General features: G+C 64.1%; 23 protein-coding genes. 16 read left to right on the top strand and 7 right to left on the bottom strand.

Annotated elements, in window-relative coordinates:
• Window positions 1-236: 236 nt before the first annotated feature.
• The 14 genes from EDF71_RS10685 (at window position 237) to EDF71_RS10625 (ending at window position 12,663) form a co-directional block, all read left to right on the top strand.
• Complete coding sequence (locus tag EDF71_RS10685) at window positions 237-482, top strand: hypothetical protein (RefSeq protein ID WP_133856566.1); 246 nt, start codon at window positions 237-239, stop codon at window positions 480-482.
• The gene (gene otsB / locus EDF71_RS10680; RefSeq protein ID WP_133856565.1) at window positions 482-1,261 is read left to right on the top strand and encodes a trehalose-phosphatase; all 780 of its coding nucleotides are present in this window, start codon (window positions 482-484) and stop codon (window positions 1,259-1,261) included. The genes EDF71_RS10685 and otsB overlap by 1 nt, the downstream gene beginning before the upstream one ends.
• The gene (locus tag EDF71_RS10675) at window positions 1,258-2,802 is read left to right on the top strand and encodes a trehalose-6-phosphate synthase (protein WP_133856564.1); all 1,545 of its coding nucleotides are present in this window, start codon (window positions 1,258-1,260) and stop codon (window positions 2,800-2,802) included. Before otsB ends, EDF71_RS10675 begins: the two co-directional genes overlap by 4 nt.
• A complete protein-coding gene (locus EDF71_RS10670) occupies window positions 2,803-3,831 on the top strand; it encodes an acyl-CoA/acyl-ACP dehydrogenase (RefSeq protein ID WP_133856563.1) in 1,029 nt (342 codons plus the stop codon).
• Window positions 3,819-4,577: a PIG-L family deacetylase gene (locus tag EDF71_RS10665; RefSeq protein ID WP_133856562.1), complete on the top strand. Its 759-nt coding sequence runs from the start codon at window positions 3,819-3,821 to the stop codon at window positions 4,575-4,577. Before EDF71_RS10670 ends, EDF71_RS10665 begins: the two co-directional genes overlap by 13 nt.
• The gene (locus EDF71_RS10660; RefSeq protein WP_133856561.1) at window positions 4,574-5,152 is read left to right on the top strand and encodes a class I SAM-dependent methyltransferase; all 579 of its coding nucleotides are present in this window, start codon (window positions 4,574-4,576) and stop codon (window positions 5,150-5,152) included. Before EDF71_RS10665 ends, EDF71_RS10660 begins: the two co-directional genes overlap by 4 nt.
• A 7-nt stretch (window positions 5,153-5,159) precedes the next feature.
• Entirely contained in the window at window positions 5,160-5,831 is a 672-nt protein-coding gene (locus EDF71_RS10655) for a glycosyltransferase family 2 protein (protein ID WP_133856560.1), read from the top strand.
• Between the two features lie 713 nt (window positions 5,832-6,544).
• The gene (locus tag EDF71_RS24995) at window positions 6,545-6,718 is read left to right on the top strand and encodes a hypothetical protein (protein WP_158400602.1); all 174 of its coding nucleotides are present in this window, start codon (window positions 6,545-6,547) and stop codon (window positions 6,716-6,718) included.
• Window positions 6,719-7,121: 403 nt separating this feature from the next.
• Complete coding sequence (locus tag EDF71_RS10650; protein ID WP_133856559.1) at window positions 7,122-7,958, top strand: STAS domain-containing protein; 837 nt, start codon at window positions 7,122-7,124, stop codon at window positions 7,956-7,958.
• 11 nt (window positions 7,959-7,969) lie between these two features.
• Window positions 7,970-8,347, top strand: a complete 378-nt coding sequence (locus tag EDF71_RS10645; RefSeq protein ID WP_133856558.1) for an STAS domain-containing protein — start codon at window positions 7,970-7,972, stop codon at window positions 8,345-8,347.
• Complete coding sequence (locus EDF71_RS10640) at window positions 8,337-8,741, top strand: anti-sigma regulatory factor (RefSeq protein ID WP_208301029.1); 405 nt, start codon at window positions 8,337-8,339, stop codon at window positions 8,739-8,741. The genes EDF71_RS10645 and EDF71_RS10640 overlap by 11 nt, the downstream gene beginning before the upstream one ends.
• Window positions 8,732-9,745, top strand: a complete 1,014-nt coding sequence (locus EDF71_RS10635; RefSeq protein WP_133856556.1) for an ATP-binding protein — start codon at window positions 8,732-8,734, stop codon at window positions 9,743-9,745. Before EDF71_RS10640 ends, EDF71_RS10635 begins: the two co-directional genes overlap by 10 nt.
• A gap of 18 nt (window positions 9,746-9,763) precedes the next feature.
• Window positions 9,764-10,675, top strand: coding sequence for an ATP-binding protein (locus tag EDF71_RS10630; protein ID WP_133856555.1), 912 nt, complete (start codon window positions 9,764-9,766; stop codon window positions 10,673-10,675).
• Window positions 10,676-10,680: 5 nt separating this feature from the next.
• Complete coding sequence (locus EDF71_RS10625) at window positions 10,681-12,663, top strand: response regulator (protein WP_133856554.1); 1,983 nt, start codon at window positions 10,681-10,683, stop codon at window positions 12,661-12,663.
• Between the two features lie 3 nt (window positions 12,664-12,666).
• Here EDF71_RS10625 and EDF71_RS10620 read toward each other — a convergent pair whose 3' ends face one another.
• The 6 genes from EDF71_RS10620 to EDF71_RS10595 all read right to left on the bottom strand — a co-directional run bounded on the left by EDF71_RS10620 (window position 12,667) and on the right by EDF71_RS10595 (window position 19,607).
• The gene (locus EDF71_RS10620) at window positions 12,667-13,038 is read right to left on the bottom strand and encodes a response regulator (RefSeq protein ID WP_133856553.1); all 372 of its coding nucleotides are present in this window, start codon (window positions 13,036-13,038) and stop codon (window positions 12,667-12,669) included.
• 326 nt (window positions 13,039-13,364) lie between these two features.
• Window positions 13,365-14,282 (bottom strand): aromatic amino acid DMT transporter YddG, encoded by a 918-nt coding sequence (yddG, locus tag EDF71_RS10615; RefSeq protein WP_133856552.1) that lies wholly within the window; start codon window positions 14,280-14,282, stop codon window positions 13,365-13,367.
• Window positions 14,283-14,354: 72 nt separating this feature from the next.
• Window positions 14,355-15,851 carry an aldehyde dehydrogenase gene (locus tag EDF71_RS10610; protein ID WP_133856551.1) on the bottom strand — a complete coding sequence of 499 codons (1,497 nt, stop codon included), beginning with the start codon at window positions 15,849-15,851 and terminating at the stop codon, window positions 14,355-14,357.
• Window positions 15,851-16,759, bottom strand: a complete 909-nt coding sequence (locus EDF71_RS10605; protein ID WP_133856550.1) for a dihydrodipicolinate synthase family protein — start codon at window positions 16,757-16,759, stop codon at window positions 15,851-15,853. Before EDF71_RS10605 ends, EDF71_RS10610 begins: the two co-directional genes overlap by 1 nt.
• Before the next feature lie 72 nt (window positions 16,760-16,831).
• On the bottom strand, window positions 16,832-18,163 hold the full coding sequence (locus EDF71_RS10600) for an MFS transporter (RefSeq protein ID WP_133856549.1): 1,332 nt from the start codon (window positions 18,161-18,163) through the stop codon (window positions 16,832-16,834).
• A gap of 124 nt (window positions 18,164-18,287) precedes the next feature.
• Window positions 18,288-19,607, bottom strand: coding sequence for an FAD-binding oxidoreductase (locus EDF71_RS10595; protein ID WP_133856548.1), 1,320 nt, complete (start codon window positions 19,605-19,607; stop codon window positions 18,288-18,290).
• Window positions 19,608-19,886: 279 nt separating this feature from the next.
• Here EDF71_RS10595 and EDF71_RS10590 point away from each other — a divergent pair, with 279 nt between their 5' ends.
• Window positions 19,887-20,861, top strand: a complete 975-nt coding sequence (locus EDF71_RS10590) for a LysR substrate-binding domain-containing protein (protein ID WP_133856547.1) — start codon at window positions 19,887-19,889, stop codon at window positions 20,859-20,861.
• On the opposite strand, the gene EDF71_RS10585 is transcribed toward EDF71_RS10590, so the two are convergent.
• Window positions 20,815-21,228 carry a helix-turn-helix domain-containing protein gene (locus EDF71_RS10585; RefSeq protein WP_133856546.1) on the bottom strand — a complete coding sequence of 138 codons (414 nt, stop codon included), beginning with the start codon at window positions 21,226-21,228 and terminating at the stop codon, window positions 20,815-20,817. The two genes, EDF71_RS10590 and EDF71_RS10585, sit on opposite strands and share 47 nt — an antisense overlap.
• 243 nt (window positions 21,229-21,471) lie before the next feature.
• Between EDF71_RS10585 and EDF71_RS10580 the strand changes: the two genes are divergently transcribed.
• A complete protein-coding gene (locus EDF71_RS10580; RefSeq protein ID WP_133856545.1) occupies window positions 21,472-22,101 on the top strand; it encodes a glutathione S-transferase N-terminal domain-containing protein in 630 nt (209 codons plus the stop codon).
• The last annotated feature ends 62 nt before the right edge of the window (window positions 22,102-22,163 follow it).

The following is a 22,163-nucleotide window of genomic DNA, read 5'->3' as shown; positions in this document are numbered from 1 at the left end:
ATGCGGACAGTGTGCGCGTCGGGCAGCCGACCGGCTGAGAGGAAAAGGCAATCCTCGATGGGAAGTTCTTACCACCTGCTTGCCAGAGCGGTCTGACAAGAAGCCTCGCAAACCAGCACGTGCGCAAGCGCTGAATGCCAACTCGCTTGGATGACTCCACACGCGGGCGCAGAAATCCTACAGACCCCGGGCGCCGCTGCGGCCAACCTAGAAGGCATACGACCGAGGAGCACCCCATGACTACCAGCAAGCCAGATACCCAGCCCGAAACTCCCACAGATTCCCGGCCTGCGACCCAGCCCAACTATCCCGAAGACGAAAGCATGGACCCGGTCGGCGAACCCTATCCCGAGCAGGAGCCTTTGACCCCCGAGCCCGGCGATGACCCGCCCCACCCCCCGTTCTCCCCCAGCACCGAGCCCGACATCCCGCAAGACCCGGAGTCTGAGCGCGTGGTCAGCCCCGAACCGCTGGAACCCTGATGTTGACCGCCGCGCCCCTGCCGCCGCATCTGCCCGCCGATGCGGCGCTTTTCCTGGACTTTGATGGCAGCCTAGTGCCGATGGCGCCTACCCCGGACAGCATCGTCGTGCCTGCCCAGTTGGTACCGCTGCTGCGCGAGCTGCAGGCCTTGCTGGGCGGCGCAGTCGCCATCATCTCCGGCCGAGAGATTGCCGTGCTGGACCATTACCTGCAGCCTTTGCAAATCCCGTGCGCCGGCGCCCATGGCGCGCAGCGCCGTGATGCCAGGGGCCAGCAATGCGGCGATGCACCGGGGGATATCTCGGCGGTGGTCGAGGCCTGTGAGCAGCTCGCCCAGGCCCACCCCGCCCTGTATGTGGAGCCCAAGCAAAGCGGCGTCGCGCTGCACTACCGCCGCGATCCATCGCTGGAAGCGCTGTGCCTGCGCAGCCTGCAAGCCATGTTGGCCCACCGCCCGCAGTGGACCTTGCTGCGCGGCAAGCGGGTGCTGGAGATGCTGCCGGTGGGCGCCAGCAAGGGCCGCGCGATCCAGGCCTTTCTGCAGGAGGCACCTTTTGCCGGGCGCACGCCCTTCTTCCTGGGCGATGACATCAGCGACGAAAGCGGCTTTGCCGCCGTGCTGGCCCAGCGCGGCGTCGCCATCAAGGTAGGCCCGGGCGCCAGCGCAGCCAGCCACCGGCTCGCAGGTGTCGATGCCGTCTACCACTGGCTGCAGGCGGCCTGCACGCAGCTGCGCACGCTCCACAACCTGCGCCAGCCGGCGGAGGTGCAGCCATGAGCCGCCTGGTTGTTGTCTCCAACCGGGTGGCCGATCCGCAGGATGCCGCGCCCGGCGGTTTGGCCATTGCGCTGGAAGAGGCGTTGCAGCGCCATGGTGGCCTCTGGTTTGGCTGGGGCGGCAAAATGACAGATCAATCTCCGACGCAGCCCTCCGTGCGCGAATGGGGTGCTGTGACCGTCGCAACGACGGACTTGGAGCGCCGCGACCACGACAGCTACTACAACGGCTTTTGCAATAACCTGCTCTGGCCGGTGTTTCACAACCGCCTGGACCTGGCTGCCTTCGATCCCAGCTTTTACGACGGCTACCAACGCGTGAACCGCCAGTTTGCGCAGCAGTTGCTGCCCTTGCTGCAAGAGGATGACGTCATCTGGGTGCATGACTACCATCTGATGGCGCTGGCGGCCGAGCTGCGGGCGCTGGGCTGCCAGCAGCGCATTGGCTTTTTTCTGCACATCCCCTTTCCCCCTTCGGTCGCCCTCAGCGCCGTGCCGCAGCACAAGGCGCTGATGCAGGCCTTGATGGCTTTTGACCTGGTGGGCCTGCAAAGCCGGCAAGACCTGCAGCATTTTGAAAGCTATGTGCTGGCACAGCCCGATGGCCGCATCAGCCACCGCCACCACTACCGCGCCCATGGCCAGCAAGCGCGCTGCGAGGTTTTTCCGATTGGCATTGACGCGCATGCCTTTGCCGCGGTGACGGACACGCCCCCCGCCCAGCAGGTGCAAGCCACGATGGCGCAGGAGCATGGCCAACGCCGGCTGGTGGTGGGCATTGACCGGCTCGACTACTCCAAGGGCCTGCCCGAGCGCATCCACGCCTTTCGTGATCTGCTGGAGCGCCACCCTGAGCACCGGCGCAGTGCCACCCTGGTACAGATTGGCTCGCCCACCCGCGAGCACCTGCAGGCCTATGCCGATATCCGCAGCGAGTTTGAATCGCTGTGCGGCGCCATCAATGGCGATTTTGGGGAGCTGGACTGGATGCCGGTGCGCTACATCCACCAGGTGCTGACGCGTGCGCATCTGGCGGGCTTGTGCCGTGCAGCTGCTGTGGGCCTGGTCACGCCGCTGCGCGATGGCATGAACCTGGTGGCCAAGGAATTCATTGCCGCCCAGGACCCGGCCGACCCCGGGGTGCTGGTGCTGTCGCGCTTTGCTGGCGCGGCCGAGCAGCTGCAAGAGGCGCTCTTGGTGAACCCGTATGACGCGCACAGCACCGCCGACAGCATTGACCAGGCGCTGCAGATGCCGCTGGCCGAGCGCATCCAGCGCCACCAAAAGCTGCTGGCCCGCATCCAGACCGAGGACGTGCACTGGTGGTGCCAGCGCTTTTTGCATGCGCTGGACCAGTGCCAACCGGCAGTGCAGCGCAAGCCGCGCTTCTCCGTGCCGGCGCTCAGCCGCGTCCCTGCCGCTGGTGCCGACCTGCCGATGACCCGCCCGACGCGGGATGGCAGCTTTCCCTATCTGCATGTGGTGACGGGTGGCGGCGCTGCGCCGCGCCCCGCCGCTACAGCCCAACGCATGGGCCGATGAATGATGAACGCCACTATGGAACTGGAAGCCTTTCTGAGCGACTCCGCGCTGCAGCAGCCCGGCGAGACCTTGCGGGCCCTCGTGGCGCAGGGCCTGGACCAACTGCCCCTGCCTGGCCAGGGCCAGACCCTGGCGCGCTGGCGGGCACTGGCAGCGGTGGCTGCCAGCAACCTGAGCCTCGTCAAGCTGTTTGAGGGCCATACCGATGCGCTGGCGATTTTGGCCGAGCTGGACACCCCGGCGCCGGCAGCCGCCAGAACCTGGGCCGTTTGGGGTGCTGAGCCGCCGGGCAACCGGGTGCAGGCCAGACCCACCAGCGCCAGCGATGGTCTGGCCCCCGGCAGCAAAGTGACGTTGAGCGGCACCAAGGCCTGGTGCTCGGGCGCGCACAGTGTGGACCATGCGCTGGTGACGGCCTGGTTGTCCGATACCGAGCGCTGCCTGGTGGCAGTCAACCTGCTGCAACCGGCGGTGCAGGTCAGCGATGAGGGCTGGCAGGCCGTGGGCATGGCTGACAGTGGCAGTGTGGATGTAGACCTGAACAACGCCAGCGCCACCCTGGTGGGCCGCCCGGGCGCTTACCTGAGCCGGCCCGGTTTTCAGCATGGCGGCGCAGGCATTGCGGCCTGCTGGTATGGCGCCAGTGCCCGCATTGCCGGCCAGCTGCTGCGCGCCTGCCGCCAGCATGCCGAACCCCATGCCTTGGCACACCTGGGCGCGGTGGATGTGGCGCTGTCCGCCACGGCAGCGCTGCTGCGCGCAACGGCCGCCCATATTGATGCCCAGCCCGAGCAGCCCTGGACCCGAGAGGTGAACCGTACCCGCCTGGCCGCCGAGGCGGCGGCCCAGCAAGTGCTGCAGCATGTGCCGCGCGCGCTCGGCCCTGGGCCTTTTTGCAAAGACCGGTCGCTGGCCCTGCTGCTGGCCGACCTGCCTATTTTTATTCGTCAAAGCCACGCAGAACGCGATCTGGCCGCCCTGGGGCAGGCCATCGCCGAACAGGAGAACAACGCACCATGGAAGCTCTGAAATCCCGCCATATCGAAGGCGAGGGCACGCCCGAATTGCAGTGGCAATCCTGGCTGGCCCAAGCGCCCTTGGGCAGCACGCCGGCTGAGGAGCTGCTGCAAGGCTGCGAGCGGGTCGTGATCGTCTCGCCCCATCCCGATGACGAGATCCTGGCCACTGCGGCGATCATGCAGCACTGCGAGGCGAACGCCCTGCCCTGCACAGTGATTGCCGTCACCTCGGGCGAGGCCAGCCACCCCGGCTCGCGCCTGTGGACGCCCGACCAACTGGCCCAGGCCCGCGAGCGCGAAAGCGCCCAGGCGCTGGCCCTGCTCTGCCCCGGTAGCCAGATCATCCACCTGCGCATCCCCGACGGCCAGGTGCAGGATCATCAGCCCCAGCTCGAATCGCGCCTGCAGCAACTGCTGCGCCCGACGGATGCCGTCTTCTGCCCCTGGCGCTATGACGGCCACCCCGACCACGAGGCCACCGGCGAGGCCTGCGCCGCCGCCACGACCGATGTGGGCAGCCGCTTGTTTGAAGTGCCGATCTGGACCTGGCACTGGGCCAGCCCCGGCGACCAGCGCGTGCCATGGCAGCAGGCCGTGCGCATGCCGCTGAGCGCCGACCAGCTGGACCGCAAATGCCTGGCGCTGTCCTGCTTTCGCAGCCAGCTGCTGCCCGACCCCTCGACCGGCAGACCGGCGATCCTGCCCCGCTGGGCCACGGCGCGCCTGCTGCGCAACTTCGAGGTGATATTGCGATGAACCAACGCCAACACTTTGAACAGCTCTACCAAAATTCCCCCGACCCCTGGGCCGTCAAGACCGCCTGGTACGAGCGGCGCAAGCGCCAGGTGCTGCTGGCCTCGTTGCCGCGCGAGCATTACCGCTACGGCTTTGAGCCCGGCTGCGGCAATGGCGAAACCACCTTGGCACTGCTGGAGCGCTGCGACCAGCTGATCGCCGCCGACTTTGCCGAATCGGCCGTGCTGCTGTGCAATGCTCGCATCCAGCGCGAGGACCGACGCCAGTTGCACCTGCAAAAGCTGCAACTGCCGCAGGAATGGCCCGAGGTGCCCGCCGGCGGCTTTGACCTGCTGGTCGTCTCCGAGCTGGCCTATTACCTGGGCGATGCTGACCTGGCGCTGTTCAGCGAGCGCTGCCTGTCCTCCCTCGCTCCCGGCGGCCATTGGCTGATGTGCCACTGGCGCCACCAGGCGCCCGACCTGCAGCAAACCGCCGACACCATCCATGCGCAGATTGGCGCCAGCGCGGCGCTCAAAACCGTGGTGGAGCACCGCGAGACCGATTTCTTGCTGGAAGTTTGGGAAAGACTGTGAGCCCACGATGATTGGCATCTGCATACCCGCACACAACGAAGAAGACCTGATCGACGCCTGCCTGGAAAGCGTTGCCATGGCCACACTGCACCCCGATTTGGCGACCGAAGAAATCAAGGTCGTCGTGGTGCTGGACAGCTGCAGCGATGGCAGCGCCGCCATCGCCCGGCAATGGCCTTTTGTGACCCTGGCCGTCAATGCCCGCAATGTAGGCAGAGCCCGCGCCGCCGGTGCCCGCCATTTGCTGCAGCACCAGGCCCGCTGGCTGGCCTTTACCGATGCGGACACCCGCGTGGCACCCGATTGGCTGGCGGTGCAGCTGTCGCTGGGCGCCGATGTGGTCTGCGGCACGGTCGGTGTCGACAGCTGGGAGGCCCACGGCGCCGATGCCCAAGCAGCGCGCCTGCGTTTTGAATCCAGCTACCAGGACCGCGATGGCCACCGCCATGTGCATGGCGCCAACCTGGGACTCTCAGCCCTCTGCTACCAACAGGCGGGCGGCTTTGATGCCATAGAATGCGGCGAAGACCAGGCACTGGTCGATCGCCTGGCTGCCCTGGGCGCACAGATTGCCTGGAGCGCCTTGCCCCGGGTACTGACCAGTGGCCGGCCCTACTCCCGTGTGGAGCATGGCTTTGCCGGGGCCATTCGGCAGCCGTCCCAGCCAGGTATTTGCTGACAGGCTGTCCGCCGCTCAGCCGTGTGCCGCTGGCTCGCAGCGCAGCATTATCAGGGCCGCAATAGCCTCCTGCTCCACAGTCCCATCGCACCTCCATTGCGCAGCCAGAGCTATTCCCCAGCTCTCCCGCTGCCGTCTGTTTGCGGCCGGCCCAAGCTGCGCTAATATCTCTCCCGCACTAGTCACAGGACACATCACCCTCTAGCCAACGATCCCAATGAGCTTGTACGAAATGATTGAATCCGCATTCCTCCAAGTCCTTCAATCCGGCCAGACACCGTCATGCTTGCACCTGACGGAAGATGGACTGCAAGAATTACGCAATGACCCGACCTTGGGGACCTCCTGGTCGCCCGGCCTGCCCGATTGGCAGCAAAAAGTCCTGGGCTTGCCGCTGCAGCGATCGCTAGCGCACAACGCCATAGAGGTTGAGGGCCGCCTGGTCCTCCTCGGGCGCTAAGCCAATAGCGCTGTCATCTCTCACCCGTTCACTAGTGCCATCCGCCTTGCCTGGGCTGTATTCAGGCAGGGCCCTGCTTGCCTCCTTGCGGGCAACGCATCTTCCAAACACCTTCTTCACTGACTCCGCGGCCTGCTGTGAGCAAAAGCACTACAGCCAGTCAGCTGAAATCTGTTGACATTCCTCAGACGACGCCTACACCAGATCCCCAGGGGCAGCATGATCATGGAGCCATCGAAGAAAGGAGTTCGTCATGCAACACCAGCCGTCATTTCCGATGCTGACCATGCCAACCCGACCCTTAGTCGCGCAGCGTGGTGAAAAGCAAAACCGCTATGTTCCCGCCGTGTCCACGGACATCAGCAAGACCTTCGAAAAGTACCGCCGCCTGGCCGCGCTTCAAAACGCTAAGCAGTTGGCGACCTGATTCAGTTTCTCGCCGAGTTCATGCTTTTCCCCCTCCATCCGGTTCAAGCTTGCATGAACAGCTCCTTGTGAGCATCGGCCTTCTTCTACCTTTTCAAGGCGGCGCCCACTAGCCCTCTTATATCGCCCCGGCACGTTGGACACCTGTCCTGCGTTTCGGGGCGTTTGCATTAGAAGCGGACGCGCCATGAGCCGCATGACTACTCCGAGACCGCGCACGTTTGGGCGCTTTGCAGCGCGCTTAACAACGCCGAACGATCGATTTTTTGAATAAGCACAGCCATTCTTGTAGGCGGACGCGCCGAGATGCATGCTTCTGAAGTGCGACTGCTTGGGCCGCCAGTGCGGTACACCATAATTCTTACAGGTGTAAATATATAAGTCGTAGTCGCAAAGGGGATGCCGTGAGCACAAATCAGCAGTTTTTGGTGGAAGTGTTGGAGCGCGAAAAATCCTCGCTGGTGGATAACTGGGTGCTGGCTGCCAGCGGGCCCCAAGCGACGGCCAAAGTGCGTAGCGAGGCAGCGGAGATCTTCGCTGCGTTCTTGCCCGCCATCCAATCGACGGATGCGCAGAACTCCGGCTCGGCCGCCTGGCAGCCGGTCAAATCGGCGCTGGAGCGTCTGTCTGCATCGCGTGCGGCCCAGGGCAGCACGGCGGGCAGCACCAGTGCCTTTGTTCTGGCGCTCAAGCAACCCATCTTTGAAGCCTTGCAACGCGAACTGGCCAGCGACAGCCAGGCACTGGTCGACTCTATTGCCAGCATCTCGCTCTATATCGATGCGCTGGCCCAATGGACGGTGGACGCCTACCAGCGCACCCGCGAGCAGCTGATCACCCGCCAGCAGGCTGAACTGCTGGAACTGTCGACACCGGTGATCAAGCTCTGGGATGGCGTGCTGGCCGTGCCGATGATCGGCACCCTGGATTCCAGCCGCACCCAGATGGTGATGGAAACCTTGCTGCAGCGCATTGTGGAGACCGAGTCTTCGCTGACCATCATCGACATCACTGGCGTGCCCACGGTCGATACCCTGGTGGCGCAGCACCTGCTCAAGACAGTGACCGCCATCCGCCTGATGGGTGCGGACTGCATCATCTGCGGCATTCGCCCGCAAATTGCGCAGACCATCGTGCACCTGGGCATTGATCTGAACTCGGTCACCACCAAGGCGACCTTGGCCGATGCACTGGCGCTGGCGATGAAGCGCAACGGCTACGTCTTCACCAAGACCAAATAAGCGGGCCTCGTATGTATCGCATTCCAATTTTGCGCATGGGGCGGTCCTTGCTGGTCACCATCCAGGTCGATATGGAAGACCAGACCGCCATGGCGCTGCAGGATGACCTGGCCGAGCAGATCGCCAAGACGGGCGCCAATGGCGTGCTGATCGATATTTCTGCGCTGGAGATCGTTGACTCTTTCGTGGGGCGCATGCTGGCCGCCATCTCGGGCATTGGCCGCATTCTGGATGCCACGACCGTCGTCGTCGGCATGCAGCCTGCGGTGGCCATCACCCTGGTGGAATTGGGCCTGTCGCTGGACGGCGTGAAGACCGCCTTGAACGTGAGCCGTGGCATGGCGCTGCTGGAAGCAGCCGCCGCCGATGGAGACGACCTTGTCGAATGAAACCCAAGGCTCCGTGCCACTGCGCAGCGAGGCCGACATTGTGGCCTGCCGCCAGGTGGTGCGCAAGCTGGCTGTGCAGCTGAAGTTCTCGCTGGTGGACCAGACCAAGATGATCACGGCCGCCAGTGAGCTGTCGCGCAACACGGTGGTGTATGGCGGCGGCGGTGATATGGAATGGGCGCTGCTGGTCGATGGCATCAAGCAAGGGCTGCGCCTGCGGTTTATAGACCAAGGGCCAGGGATACCGGATTTGGGCCTGGCGCTCAAGGATGGCTGGACCTCGGGCAATGGGATGGGCCTGGGCCTGTCAGGCAGCAAACGCCTGGTGCATGAGTTTGAGCTGGAATCGACAGTAGGGGTTGGCACCTGCGTCAGCGTGACCCGATGGAAATAATTCAAGGCACTTGCCACAGCGCGTTTCCAGTAGACGAGCCCAGCCGCGTGGGCGAAGCCCGGCGCCATGTGGCCGCGCTGTGCCGCGACCTGGGCTTTGATGAAGTGCTGGCGGGCCAGGCCGCGATCGTGGTCAACGAGCTGGGCAACAACCTGTGCAAGCATGCGCAGCGGGGCCAGCTCTGGATTGCCAGCCGCAGCGGCGATGTGCCCGAGCTGGAGATCCTGTCGGTGGACGAAGGCCCGGGCATTGGCGACCTGCCTCTAGCCATGCGCGACGGCTATTCGACCGGCGGCACACCGGGCACGGGCCTGGGCGCCGTACAAAGGCTGGCGACGGATTTCGACATCCATTCCGAACCCGGCAAGGGAACGGTGGTGTTGGCGCGCTTCAGGCCGGCATCGACGGCAAGTGAAACGCGCGCCTTTCGCGTCTCGGTGCTGGCCCTGCCGGCGCCGGGCGAATCGGTCTGCGGCGATGCCTGGGCGCTGGCCCTGGATGGGCAGCGCGCATCGCTGTTGGTGGCCGATGGCCTGGGCCATGGCGTGCATGCAGCCGAGGCGTCGCAAGCGGCGGTGGATGTGTTTGTCAAACAACCCTTTGCCGAGTTGCAAACCCAGTTGGAAGACGCCCACGCCGCCCTGCGATCCACGCGGGGCGCGGCCGTGACCTGCGTGCAGCTCGACACTGAGGCCAGCGCGCTGCTGGCGGCAGGCGCCGGCAATGTCGCGATCCGGCTGGTGAGCGGGGTCTACAACCGCTCCATCCTGGTGCAGAACGGCACCGTGGGCGTACAGATGCGCCATGTGCAGCCCACCCGCATGGACTGGCCCGAGCATGCGATGGTGGTCTGCCACAGCGATGGCCTGCAATCGCGCTGGCCACCGGAGGCCGTGACCGCCCTGCTGGGGCGCGACCCAGGCCTGGCGGTGGCCGTGCTGGTGCGCGACTATGGCCGTGGGCGGGATGATGTGACCGTGCTGATCGTGCGCCGGGCCGACTGAAAGACGCCGATGAATGACATGACCGAACAAGACCTTGCTGCCGCTGGCACTGCCCCGCAAACGCAGGAGCTGGCCCAGGCTCTGGCCGCCAGCCAGGCCGAGGTGGAGGCCTTGCGTGCCGAGCTGGATGAGACCAACCGGGGCGTACTGGCACTGTATGCCGAGCTCGATGCCCAGGCCGACAACCTGCGCCAGGCGACCGAGCTGAAAAGCCGCTTTCTGGCCTATATGAGCCACGAGTTCCGCACGCCCATCGGTGCCATCCAGAGCATTGCGCGCATTCTGCAAGACCGCATTGATGGGCCCCTGACCGAAGAGCAGGAAAAGCAGGTGCGCTTTATCCAGACCACCTCGGCTGAGTTTGCCGACATGGTCAACGACCTGCTGGACCTGGCCAAGGTCGAAGCCGGCCGCATCGAGGTATCGCCGGCCTGGTTCGAGATGGTCGATGTGTTCTCTGCGCTGCGCGGCATGTTCAAGCCGGTCATCACCAATCCCGATGTGGTGCTGATCTTTGAAGAGCCGCAGAACGTGCCCAAGCTGGTCTCGGACGACCGCAAGCTAGCGCAGATTCTGCGCAACTTCATCAGCAATGCCCTCAAATTTACCCAGCACGGCGAGATCCGGGTCAGTGCCAAGCGCATCTCGGAGACCTCGGTGCAGTTTGCCGTGGCGGACACCGGCATCGGCATTGCGCCCGAGTTCCACCATGCCATCTTCCGCGATTACTCCCAGATCGATTCGCCCATCCAGAAGCGCTTGCGCGGCACGGGCCTGGGCCTGTCGCTGAGCAAACGCCTGGCAGAGCTGCTGGGCGGTGATGTGGCGCTGGAGAGCGAGGCGCAAAAAGGCTCCACCTTCTACGTCACCATCCCGATCAGCGTGACCGCTGCCACGCCCCCAGTTGCTACCGAGAGCCCATCATCCTAAACACCATGTCCTCTGTCACTGCCAGACTCAATGTCAGCATCGACCGATCCCAGCACACGGTTCTGGTGGTCGATGACAACCCTGCCACCTGCTATGCCACGGCGCGCGCGCTGCGGGCGGCCGGCTTTAAAACGCTGGAGGCGGGCACCGGGCAGGACGCGCTGGACATGTCGCTGGGCGACATCTCGGCCGTGGTGCTGGATGTGCATTTGCCCGATATCGGCGGCTTCGAAGTCTGCCGCATGATCCGCGAGCGCCAGCAGACCACCTCGCTGCCCATCGTGCATCTGTCGGCTGCCTTTGTGGCCGATACCGACAAGGTGGCCGGCCTGGATGCCGGCGCCGACGCCTACCTGACCCACCCGGCCGAGCCGGCCATGCTGGTGGCCACCATCCAGGCGCTGGTACGCGCCCGCCTGGCTGAACTGCGGGTGCACCAGAGCGAAGCCAAGTTCCGCTCGATCTACGAGCAAGCCCAAAGCGGCATCGCGCTGATTGACGATGAAGGCCGCTTTGTGGACGCCAACCCCGCCATGCTGGAAATGCTGGGCCGCCCCGCTGCCGAGGTGCTGGGCCAGACGGTATCGAGTTTTGCCGCTGCCTACCATGCGGAGCGCATTCAGTCGCTGTGCTCACCCCAGAGCAAGGATGCGGTCTGGCGCGAAGAAGTGGCCTTGCTGGACGCCCAGGGCCAGCTGCTGCATGTGGAATGGAGCATGGCGCCCAGCGTCAAGGGCGAGCTGCGCGTGGCGGCCGTTGCCAATGTCTCCAACCGCATCCAGCTGGAGCTGGAGCGCAAGCAGCTGCTGGAGCGCGAGCAGGCCGCGCGTGCCACGGCCGAGCGCTACAGCCGCTCCAAGGACGACTTTGTTGCCGTGCTCTCGCACGAGCTGCGCAACCCGCTGAGCGCCATCATGATGAATGTGCACCAGGTGCTGCGCAAATCGCCACCGCCCGAGTTCGCCAGGAACCTGGACGCGATCAAGCGCAACGCCAGCACCCAGGCCCGCATCATCAGCGACATCCTCGATGTCTCGCGCATCAACTCCGGCAAGCTGACCCTGGAGCGCGAATGGGTGGACCCGGCCGCGCTGATCACCTCGTCGCTCGACTCGCTGAAGACCGCCATCGATGCCAAGAAGCTGGTGCTGGATGTGGCGCTGGACACCCAGGGCCACAAAGCCTGGCTGGACCCGGCACGCTTCCAGCAGATCTTCTGGAACATCCTGAGCAATGCGGTGAAGTTCTCGCAGGAAGCAGGCCTGCTGGAAGTGAAGCTGGCCGTGGACGACGCGCAACTGCTGCTGCAGGTGCGCGACCACGGCAAGGGCATTGAGGCGGGTTTTCTGGAGCGTATTTTCGAAAAATTCACCCAGGCAGCCAGCCCGGGCAGCCGCTCGGCCGGCGGTCTGGGTTTGGGCATGTCGATTGTCAAACACCTGGTGGACCTGCATGCCGGCAGCGTCGATGTGGCCAGCGAGGGCTTGGGCCGGGGTACCTTGGTCAGTATCCGCCTGCCGCTGGGCAGCGGCGCGCCAGACGAGCAGCCCAAGGCCGATGCAGCAGCCGCCAGCCAGGATGGCAGCCATGAGGAATTGCAGGGCAGCCGCATCCTGGTGGTGGAAGACGATGAAGAAGTGGCCAGCCTGCTGGTGCTGATTCTGCAAGAGCGCGGTGCCACCGTAGCCCGGGCGGCAGATGCGGACAGCGCGATGGCCTTGCTGCAAGCGCAGGGCTGCGATCTGCTGGTCAGTGACATTGGCCTGCCCGGCAAGGATGGCTATGCGCTGATGCGCGAGGTGCGCGCGGCGCAGGCCAGCTTCTCGCAAGTGCCCGCCATCGCCCTTACCGCCTTTGGCCGCGAGGCCGACCGCCAGGCCGCCATCGCTGCGGGCTTTGACATCCACCTGGCCAAACCGCTGCAGCCGCAAAAATTGCTGGGCCTGATCAAAACCCTGATCGCCAGCCCGCGTGGCAAAGAGGCCTGAGCCTTACTGGGGGCTCGCTGGCAGCAATGCTTCGATGCGCTCCAGCATGGCCTCCAGCTCCTCGGGCTCCGCGCTTTTGAGCAGCGCCCGGACATTGGGCCCAATGCTGCCCAGGCCCTGCTTGAACTCATAGCCCGATATCAGCAGCACATGTCGCTCGCTGTCCGCCGCCAACCACTGCCGGGCCAGATCGGTGCCGGACATGCCCGGCAGGCTCACATCGGTCACCAGCACATCAAAGCGGCCAGGATCACCCACGGCCAAAGCGGCTTCGGCGCTCTCCACGCCCACAATCTCGCGATGCGGGGCCTCCATCACGGCCATAAAGCCTTCGCGGATGTCCTCGTCATCCTCCACGTACAGATAAGTAATCATTTTTTCGCCAGTGACAACACGGTTCGCCCACTCATCCAAGCAAGCCCATGCTTGGATATTGTTGCGAAGCCTCGCCTGGCAGGGTGCGGGATGCGTCTGTTTGCTATGTGGGACGGGGGCGATAGCGCCAGCTAGCGCATTAGAGTCGCTAACACAACCCTTGATACGTCGTTACCTGGCCGGCCGCACCAAGCCTTGTCGTACGTCTGTACTGCCTGCGGCTTGGCGCCTAGTCGGGGACGCCTAGTCTCAACCGCAAACCTTCGGTTTGCTGGGCCGTGTTAGCGACTCTTAGCGAGTGCGAGCGTACGAAGCGCGCCACCCCATCAGCCCTGCTTGGCCTTGGCCGCGCCCGGTGCCCGCGTGGCCAGCCAGCACAGAATGGCGCCCCCGCACACCATCGCCGCGCCTTGCCAAAACGCCAGCGACAGCGGCGCGCGCAGCAGCACGGTGGACAGCGCCGCCGACAGCACGGGGATGAAGTAGGATGCGCCCGCCAGCACGGTGACATGGCCGTGCAGGATGCCGTAGTTCCAGGCGCCGTAGCCAAAGCCCATGGCGGCAGCGGCCAGCACCAGGTAGATGATGGCCTCACCGCTGAAGTGCATGGCGCCGCCGCCACCCAGCAGGTACTTGGCCCAGAGGGTGATGGACACGAGGATAAAGAACAGGGTCACGCCATTCTTGCCATGGGCAATGCGGGCCGTGACCGTGCAATAGGCCGCCCAGATCAGCGCGCCGGCAAAGGCCAGGCCATAGCTCAGCGGGTTGTCGCGCACGTTGTGCAGCATGCCGCCAATGTCAAAGCCCTGCTCTCCGCCCAGCACCCAGCAGATGCCGACGATGGACAGCAGAAAACCCGGCACGATCAGAAAATTGCTGCGCTGGCGGTTGAACAGAATGGCCGCGACGATGGTGAAGGTCGGCCAGAGGTAGTTGACCATACCCACCTCAATGGCCTGCTGCGCCGTGTTGGCGTAGCCGATGGACAGCGACAGGCAGAGCTCATAGACCACAAACAGCAGGCTGCCCCAGACCAGGTACTGGCGGGGAAAGCTGCGCAGCTGGCGTGGCCGCGCACCGCCGACCGTCAGCAGCAGGAAGACCGACGCCAGGCTGTACATCAGCGCCGCGCCGCCAGTGGCACCAAAATGCTCGCTCACACTGCGGATCAGGCCGACGATGGCGCTCCATAAAAGCACGGCCACGAGGCCGATCAGGGTGGCCTTGTTCTTGTTTTGCATGGTTGTTCAGAAGTTGAAGGCACGGCGCCCAGCCATGCTTGGCCGGGCACCGTGCCTATTGTCGCTGGCGCATCAGTCCTGTGCGTCGATCCAGATGGTTTTCATCTCGGTGTACTGGTCATGCGCCCACTGGGATTTGTCGCGGCCGCCAAAGCCCGATTCCTTGTAGCCGCCAAACGGCGTGGTGATATCGCCCTCGCCAAAGCAGTTGACGGTGACCACGCCGGCATGGATGGCACGCGAGACCTTGATGGCCTGGCGCAGATCATCGGTGTAGACCGAGGCAGCGAGGCCATAGACGGAATCGTTGGCTAGCGCAATCGCCTCGTCCACGGTGCGGAAGCTCGTCACCGCCAGGATGGGACCAAAGATCTCTTCCTGGAACAGGCGGCTGTCCGGGCCCACGCCATCGACCACGGTGGGCTGCACATAGACGCCCTGCTCCGTCTCGCCACCAAAAGCCACGGGCAGCTTTTCGGCCTGGGCCTGCGCAAAGTAAGAGCTGACTTTGTCGAAATGCGCTTTGCTCACCATCGCACCCAGGCGGTTGTCCGGGTCCAGCGGGTCGCCCATCTTCCAGGCGCGCATCTGCTCGCCGATGTGGGCCAGCAGGTCGACCTTGATGTCCTCGTGCACGATCAGGCGCGACGAGGCCGAGCAGTTCTCGCCCATGTTCCAGAAGGCGCCGGCCACAATGTGCTGGGCGGCAGCGGCCAGGTCCTGCACATCGCGCAGCACCACGGCCGGGTTCTTGCCGCCGCACTCCAGCACCACGCGCTTGAGATTGGACTCGGCCGCGTACTGTAGGAACAGGCGGCCAGTGTCGGTCGATCCGGTAAAGCTCACCATGGTCACATCGCGGTGGCGGCCCAGCGGCGCGCCCACATCGCGGCCGCCACCGGGCAGCACATTGAACACGCCTGCAGGCACCCCCGCCTGGTGGGCCAGCTCGGCCACGCGCAAGGCGGTCAAGGTGGTTTCCTTGGCGGGCTTGACGACGATGGAGCAGCCCGCTGCCAGCGAGGGGCCAATCTTCCAAGCCAGCATCAGCAGCGGAAAGTTCCAGGGCAACACCAGGCCGACCACGCCAATCGGCTCGCGCACCACCAGGGCCAGCGCATTGGCACCCACCGGCGCCGTGTGGTCGTAGATCTTGTCGATCAGCTCGGCATGCCAGCGGATGGTGTGGATGGCCTCAGGCACATCGGTGTTCTGGCATTCGCGGATGGGTTTGCCGCTGTCCAGCGTTTCCATCACGGCCAGTTCATGGGCGTGCTGCTCCAGCAGGTCGGCAAAGCGCAGCAAGATGTGCTTGCGCTCGTTGGGCGACAGGCGGCTCCAGCGGCCATCCTCAAAGGCGGCCTTGGCCGCAGCCACTGCCAGGTCCACATCGTCGGCATTGCAGGCGGCGATCTGGGCCAGCAGCTGGCCGGTGGCCGGGTTGGTGGTCTCAAAGGTCTGGCCCGACAAGGCGGGGCGGAATGCGCCATCCACAAAGGCCTGGGTGGGCAGCGTGATGCTGTGGGCCAGTTCGGCGTACTGGTCGGCGGTCAGCAAAGGGGCGGCCATTATTGCTGGCCTCCGGTGATGGCGGCAACATCGCGCTGGAGCTTGCTGAGCACGGCTTGCAGGCCCTGCTTTTCTTCGTCGTTCAAGCCTTGCAGCGGCGCGCGCACGCCACCGGCATGCAGGCCGATCAGCTCGCAGCCATGCTTGATGGCCTGCACAAACTTGCCGCCTTCGAGGAAATCCATCAACGGCATCAGCGCGGTCATGATGCGGCGGCCCTTGTCAAAATCCTTCTCGACCACGCAGGCCTGGTACAGCGCAATGTGCTCGCGCGGGATGAAGTTGGAGCCGGCGCAGACCCAGCTGCGCGCGCCCCAGGCAAAGAACTCCAGCGCCTGGTCGTCCCAGCCGCAGGACAGGCCGATCTGCGGAAACTCGCAGGCCAGCATGTGGAGTTGGCCGGTCTGGCCCGAGCTTTCCTTGATCGCGACAAAGTTCTTCGAGGCCTGGGTCACGATCCGGAAGAACTCGCGGCCCATGGACATGCCCATGCGGCCGGGGTAGTTGTAGAGCATCACCGGCAGGCCAGCGGCGGCATCGATGGCCAGCGCATGGGCGGCGTTCTCTGCCTCGGTCGGCAGCGCATACGGGGGCGTGCCCACCAGGATGGCATCGGCCTTGATCGCCTTGGCCAGCTTGGCGTATTCCACCGATTCCTCGGTGCGCACAGCACCGGTGCCGATGATGAGCTGGGTGCGGCTGCCAATCACCTCTTTGGCGTAGGTGGCCAGGTCCAGGCGCTCCTGCGTGCTGTGGGCGTAGTACTCACCGGTGGAGCCGGCAATGATGATGCCGTGCACGCCAGCGTCGATCAGGTGCTCCAGCACCTGGCTGAATGCGGCTTTGTCGATGGCGCCATCGGCGCACAGGGGCGTGATCGCGGGGGTGTAGATGCCTTCGAAGGTCATGGTGGTCTCGGTTGGGTGAATAAAAGGTGGAAGGGATCCGGGCCGCCGCAGTACCCGCAGCGGCCCAGCAGGTCAGCGTTTGAGGGATGCCGCCTCTTCGAGGCTCATGGCACGGGTTTCCGGCGCCAGCAGCACCGATGCCACCAGGCCGATGAAGGACACAGCAGCCGCCGCATACATGGTGTGGCCGATGCCAAAGCTGGCCAGCGAGGCGGGCACCAGCCAGGTGCCAATGGCCGAACCCACCCGTGTCATCGACGAGCCCACACCCACGGCAAAGGCGCGGATCTCGGTGGGAAACAGCTCATTGGGGTAGACCAGCTCCAGCACCTGGGCGCCGCCGATAAACAGCGCGTAGGCGCCAAACAGCAGCAGCACTACCACCTCCGACCCGCTGGAGAACGCGCCCAGCCCCAGCAGCGCCAGGCTGGACCAGAGAAAGCTGTGGATGATCAGCGGGCGGCGGCCCATGGTGTCGATCAGGCGCGTGGCGATGACGCAGCCCACGACAAACAGCAAGGTGATCAGCACCGAGCCATAGGAGGCCCAGTTGCCCTTGAGGTTGAGTGCCTGCAGCACCACTGGTGCAAAGGAGTAGACGGCAAACATGGGGACCACGGCAGCCGTCCAGAACACGATGACAAACAGCATGCGCTTGCCATAGCCCGAGTGCAGCAGGTTGCCCAGCGACACCTTCTGCTCCGAGGCCTGGGCCGGCATATTGGCCAAAGAGAAGCCCGGGCCGTAGACCTTTTTGATGACCTGGTCGGCCTCGTCAAAGCGGCCCTTGTTCATCAGCCAGCGGGGCGATTCCGGCGTGCCCAGGCGCACCAGCATCAGCAAGGCGCCCAGCACGGCCGAGCTGGCCAGCACCATGCGCCAGCCGTCAGGCCCGCTGTGCGCCAGGATGAAGTTGCCAACGATATAGGACAGCGCAGCGCCCACAAACCAGAGGATGGTCAGGCCCGCCAGGCGTGGGCCCCGGTTCTTTTGTGGCAAGAATTCGGCCAACAGCGAGCCGGCGACCGGGTATTCCAGCCCCACGCCCATGCCCACCAAGAACCGCAGGATGAACAGCGCCGTGCCCGACTCGACCCAGAACGAGCCCACCGAGCCGATGATGAACAGCAGCGGCCCGACAAAGAACAGGCGCTGGCGGCCGATCTTGTCGGTGAGCCAGCCGCCCAGAAAGCCGCTGAAAAAGGTGCCCAGCATGGCCGATGCCGCCACCATGCCCTGCCAGAAGGAATCGAGGTGCAGATAATCGGAAAACTGCACAATGGCCACACCGATAATACTCAGAATATAGCCATCCAAAATCCAGCCTCCGCCACAACGCAAGGTCATTAACTGGTGAAATCCATTCAAGGGCACGTCCTCGATGGACATATTCTCCTTTTGCATGATATATCGTCTCCTTTTTTAGTAATACATCAACCCATGAATATGGCTATCCATGCCGGATATTTTTGAATCCGGTTAAAAAATCATTGGCATCCCTGATTCCAGGCCCCAAGGCGCAGTGGCCTCAGCTCTCCAGCCCCGCCTTGCGCTGGCCCCACCACAAGGTGGCGTTGACGCCGATCGACAAAAAGGGCTCGGGTGGCAGTTGGCTGGGACCTGAGGTGGCCAGCAAGAAGTCAATCAGTTCATGGCGTTTGCCGGCGATCATGTCGGCCAGCAGGCTGCCGGTGACGGTGCCGCGCGTGACGCCCAGCCCATTGCAGAACAGGGCGCCGTAAACGTTGGGCGCCAGTTGCCCAAAAAAGCCGTTGTGGTTGCGGGTCAGCGCCAGTGATCCGCTCCAGGTGTAGTCAAAGCTGACGTCTGGCAGCATCGGAAACCGCCGCGCAAAGGACTGCTGGTGCTGCTGGGCAAAGCGCGCCAGGCAGGCCGGCTTGGACTGCTGCCCCGGATTGAAGCTGAAGCTGTTGCGCATGAGGATGCGGTTGTCATGCGTGCGGCGCACCGTGCTGCCATAGGGGTCGGCAGGGATCACGCCCCAGAAGGCCTCGCCCCCCAGCTGCTGCTGCTCGGCCTCGGTCAGCGGCCGGCTCAGGCTGGCATACAGGTACATCGGCAGCACCGTGCGCTGCAAAAACCCAAAGCGCGCGCCAAAGGCATTGTTGGCCAGCACCAGCTTGTCGGCCTGGATGCAGCCCTGCGCATGGCGCAGCACCACGGGGTTGCCGTAGTCCACCTCGGTGATGGCGGTGTTTTCGTACAGGGTCACATTGGGCGGCAGGCTGTCGGCCAGGCCTTTGACCAGGGCCGAGGGCTGCAGCAGCATGGTGCCGGGGGTGAACAGCGCCTGGCGGTAGAAATGGGTGCCGATGCGCGCTGGCAGGTCCTTGCCGGCAATCACCTCATAAGGCTCGCCCAGTTTGTCCAGGCCGCGCCGGTAGGCCTCCAGCACCGCAATGCCCCGGTCCTCCACCGCTGCCTGGTACTTGCCGCTGGGGCGCATATGGCAGTCAATCTGGTGCTGCTGCACCAGCGCATGGAGCTGGCCCTGGCCCATGCGGTTGAGCTTGAGGGTGTTTTTGGCGATCGCAATGTCGCCGATATAGTCGTCAGCGCCAATGTCATGGGGCAGGTCGATCGCAAAGCCGGCATTGCGGCCCGAGGTGCCAAAGCCCACCTCTTGCGCATCGATCAGCACGACCTCGTCTTGCGGAAAATTCAGCGCCAGCTGGCGTGCAGCGGCCAGGCCGGTAAACCCGGCGCCCACCACCGCCCAGCGGGTGTGGGTGTCGCCGCTGTGGGCAGCTTGCGCCTGGCGTGCAGGGGCCGTGTGGTACCAGCCGCAGGCGGCATCGTCCTGCGGGGTGACAGTTATCTTTGGCATGTTGTCTCCGGCTTCCAAGCCCGAATCACTGCAGATATTCAAGCACTGCAATAAATCAAAGCCTTTTTATCCAAGGAAGCGATTATTTTTATGCCGGCACGCCATCCATAAAAACCAGCAGATTGTTTTAGCAGTACCCTGCCCGACAAAGGTGGATAAGGGCCATCAAACAGATCGGCTGGTTTAAGGAGATAATGCGTTACCGAGCGATTGAAGTTTAGGCATTGGCCACCCCGGGCACAATCGACTTTTCGTCCGGGCAATTGATAACATGGCGTTATGAATCAGCACCCCAGCACCGACCAGACCTTGCTCAAGATGCCTTCGCTGCGAGCGGTGAAGTGCTTTGTGGCCGCCGCCCGCCACGAGAGCTTTACGCGTGCCGCCGAGACCCTGTGCGTGACCCAGGCCGCCATCAGCCGCCAGATCCGCGAGCTCGAAGAGCACCTGGGCACGCCGCTGTTCGAACGGGTCGGGCGCTCGGTCAGGCTGACCACGGCCGGGGCCATTTTTTTTGATGCGGCGCAGTTGTCCTTCATCAACATCGCGCAGGCGGCATCGCGCATCCGCAAGGACTATGGCAACAACGCCCGGCGCAGCCTGACCGTGTGCTGCTCGCCGGCCTTCTCGGCCTTGTGGATGGCGCACCGGCTGCCCAGCTTTTTCAGCGCCCACCCCGATATCGACCTGGACCTGGTGACCAGCCAGAACTTTCTGTCGCTGGAGCCGGGCATCCACCCCGATATCTTCATCACCAAGATGTCGCGGCTGCGCGATGGCTATGTCAGCATGCCGCTGTTCCATGACCGCATCTACCCGGTCTGCACCCCCGGCTACCTGCAGGCGCACCCGGAGATCCAGACCCTGGAAGGCCTGCGCCACGGCGTACTGCTGAACCTGAGCCCCTATGGCCGCTCACAGGTGGCCGAGCATGTGGACTGGAGCGTGTGGCTGGCCATCTACCGCCTGGACCTAGACGACCGCCAGAAAAATGGCGCCCACTTCTTCAATGCCAATGACTACAACCTGCTCATCCAGATGGTGCTGAACGGCCAGGGCGTGGCACTGGGTTTCAACCAGCTGGTCTCGCACCTGGTCGAGCAGAACCTGCTGGTGCGCCCCGTGCCCGAAGAGCTGGTGCTGGAAGAATCACGCCACTACCTGGCCTACCGCGAGGACAAGGCCAGCGACAGCGCGCTGAGCCGTTTCAAGAGTTGGTTTTTTGCGCAGTGCGGGCTGCCCGGCGCGGCTTGACGGCTGCCTTGGACGCTGGCACTACCGCCACTTCCTCACCCGCTTCACCCGCATCCCGTGCCTTCAGCCACAGGCCAAAGGTTTTCATCACCTCCACCACCGGCAGCAATCGCAAACCGTCTTCGCTCAAGCTGTATTCCACTTTGACGGGCGAGGTCGGGTAGACGGTGCGCTTGACCAGGCCGGCCTCTTCAAGCGCACGCAGGTCCAGCGTCAGCATGCGCTGCGAAATCCCGGGTACATCGCGCCGCAGATCGTTGAAACGCTTGGGGCCTTCCATCAGGTAGGACACCAGCAAGAGCCGCCAACGGCCGCCCAGCAAGCGCATGGCCTCCTCCACGGAGCAGCCGCTCATGTTCTCTTTCATGCCATCTCCCGTCTTTGGCCCGCTGATGCAATGCCCCTCAAGCGGCTGCAACGCAGTCCCGGCTGAGGTGCGCCCCCTTGCATTCGCCAGGGGCTGTACTGCGCATTATCAGCCAATAGGTATAAAAAATGTACCTATATGACATTATTCTGCCTTCTATCTTTTTTAGTGCTAGTGATGAAAAATAGCATGTGTCCCCTTTCACAGGGTGAGGCAACCATTCACGCTATTTGAAAACTGCACATGAAGCTCTACTACATTCCGGCCGCCTGCTCGCTGGCACCCCACATCATCGCCAACGAACTGGGGCTGGACATCAGGCTGGTCAAGGTGGACCACAAGACCCATCGGACCGAAGACGGTCGCGATTTTCTGGCGCTCAGCCCCTTTGGCTATGTTCCGCTGTTGGAGCTGGAAGACGGCACCCTGCTGCGCGAAGGCCCAGCCATCCTGCAGTACCTGGCTGATCTGCAACCCCTAGCGGGCCTGGCGCCTGCCGCTGGCAGCATCGACCGTTACCGCCTGCAGGAGTGGCTGAGCTTTCTGACTTCAGAAATCCACAAGGGCTTTATCCCCCTGCTCTACGCCCGTCTGGCCGGCCCCTATGGCCTGGAGACCGCCAAACCCAAGCTGGAAAAGCGCTATGCCTGGATTGATGCACAACTGGCTGGCCGCGACTACCTGATGGGCCACTACGCGGTGGCCGATGCCTACCTGTATGCCTTGACCCAATGGGGACAGGCGGACTGGCTGGCCCCCACCTACCAGGCCAATATCCGCTTCGATGGGCTGGAGAACCTCAAGGCCTGGTACCTGCGCATGCGTGCCCGGCCGGCAGTGCGCAGGGCGCTGGATACCGAAGGGCTGCAATAAACACGGGAGTCATCCTCAGCGGCCCATAAAAAAAGGCCAGGCCTCCCCAGCCTGGCCTTCCC

The organism is Comamonas sp. JUb58, assembly GCF_004364775.1.
Classification (GTDB): Bacteria; Pseudomonadota; Gammaproteobacteria; order Burkholderiales; family Burkholderiaceae_C; genus Comamonas.
Note: the sequence above shows the minus strand (reverse complement) of the source record. Positions and strands in the feature narration are given on the sequence as shown.

Excerpts from the sequence above, each read along its gene's own strand:
- EDF71_RS10665 (WP_133856562.1), top strand. The coding sequence starts at position 3,819 with ATGGAAGCTCTGAAATCCCGCCATATCGAAGGCGAGGGCACGCCCGAA.
- EDF71_RS10600 (WP_133856549.1), bottom strand. The coding sequence starts at position 18,163 with ATGCAAAAGGAGAATATGTCCATCGAGGACGTGCCCTTGAATGGATTT.
- EDF71_RS10685 (WP_133856566.1), top strand. The coding sequence starts at position 237 with ATGACTACCAGCAAGCCAGATACCCAGCCCGAAACTCCCACAGATTCC.
- EDF71_RS10620 (WP_133856553.1), bottom strand. The coding sequence starts at position 13,038 with ATGATTACTTATCTGTACGTGGAGGATGACGAGGACATCCGCGAAGGC.
- EDF71_RS10625 (WP_133856554.1), top strand. The coding sequence starts at position 10,681 with ATGTCCTCTGTCACTGCCAGACTCAATGTCAGCATCGACCGATCCCAG.
- EDF71_RS10670 (WP_133856563.1), top strand. The coding sequence starts at position 2,803 with ATGATGAACGCCACTATGGAACTGGAAGCCTTTCTGAGCGACTCCGCG.
- EDF71_RS10580 (WP_133856545.1), top strand. The coding sequence starts at position 21,472 with ATGAAGCTCTACTACATTCCGGCCGCCTGCTCGCTGGCACCCCACATC.
- EDF71_RS10645 (WP_133856558.1), top strand. The coding sequence starts at position 7,970 with ATGTATCGCATTCCAATTTTGCGCATGGGGCGGTCCTTGCTGGTCACC.
- EDF71_RS10585 (WP_133856546.1), bottom strand. The coding sequence starts at position 21,228 with ATGAAAGAGAACATGAGCGGCTGCTCCGTGGAGGAGGCCATGCGCTTG.
- otsB (WP_133856565.1), top strand. The coding sequence starts at position 482 with ATGTTGACCGCCGCGCCCCTGCCGCCGCATCTGCCCGCCGATGCGGCG.
- EDF71_RS10595 (WP_133856548.1), bottom strand. The coding sequence starts at position 19,607 with ATGCCAAAGATAACTGTCACCCCGCAGGACGATGCCGCCTGCGGCTGG.
- EDF71_RS10630 (WP_133856555.1), top strand. The coding sequence starts at position 9,764 with ATGACCGAACAAGACCTTGCTGCCGCTGGCACTGCCCCGCAAACGCAG.
- EDF71_RS10610 (WP_133856551.1), bottom strand. The coding sequence starts at position 15,851 with ATGGCCGCCCCTTTGCTGACCGCCGACCAGTACGCCGAACTGGCCCAC.
- EDF71_RS10605 (WP_133856550.1), bottom strand. The coding sequence starts at position 16,759 with ATGACCTTCGAAGGCATCTACACCCCCGCGATCACGCCCCTGTGCGCC.
- EDF71_RS10635 (WP_133856556.1), top strand. The coding sequence starts at position 8,732 with ATGGAAATAATTCAAGGCACTTGCCACAGCGCGTTTCCAGTAGACGAG.
- yddG (WP_133856552.1), bottom strand. The coding sequence starts at position 14,282 with ATGCAAAACAAGAACAAGGCCACCCTGATCGGCCTCGTGGCCGTGCTT.
- EDF71_RS10590 (WP_133856547.1), top strand. The coding sequence starts at position 19,887 with ATGAATCAGCACCCCAGCACCGACCAGACCTTGCTCAAGATGCCTTCG.
- EDF71_RS10675 (WP_133856564.1), top strand. The coding sequence starts at position 1,258 with ATGAGCCGCCTGGTTGTTGTCTCCAACCGGGTGGCCGATCCGCAGGAT.
- EDF71_RS10660 (WP_133856561.1), top strand. The coding sequence starts at position 4,574 with ATGAACCAACGCCAACACTTTGAACAGCTCTACCAAAATTCCCCCGAC.
- EDF71_RS24995 (WP_158400602.1), top strand. The coding sequence starts at position 6,545 with ATGCAACACCAGCCGTCATTTCCGATGCTGACCATGCCAACCCGACCC.
- EDF71_RS10655 (WP_133856560.1), top strand. The coding sequence starts at position 5,160 with ATGATTGGCATCTGCATACCCGCACACAACGAAGAAGACCTGATCGAC.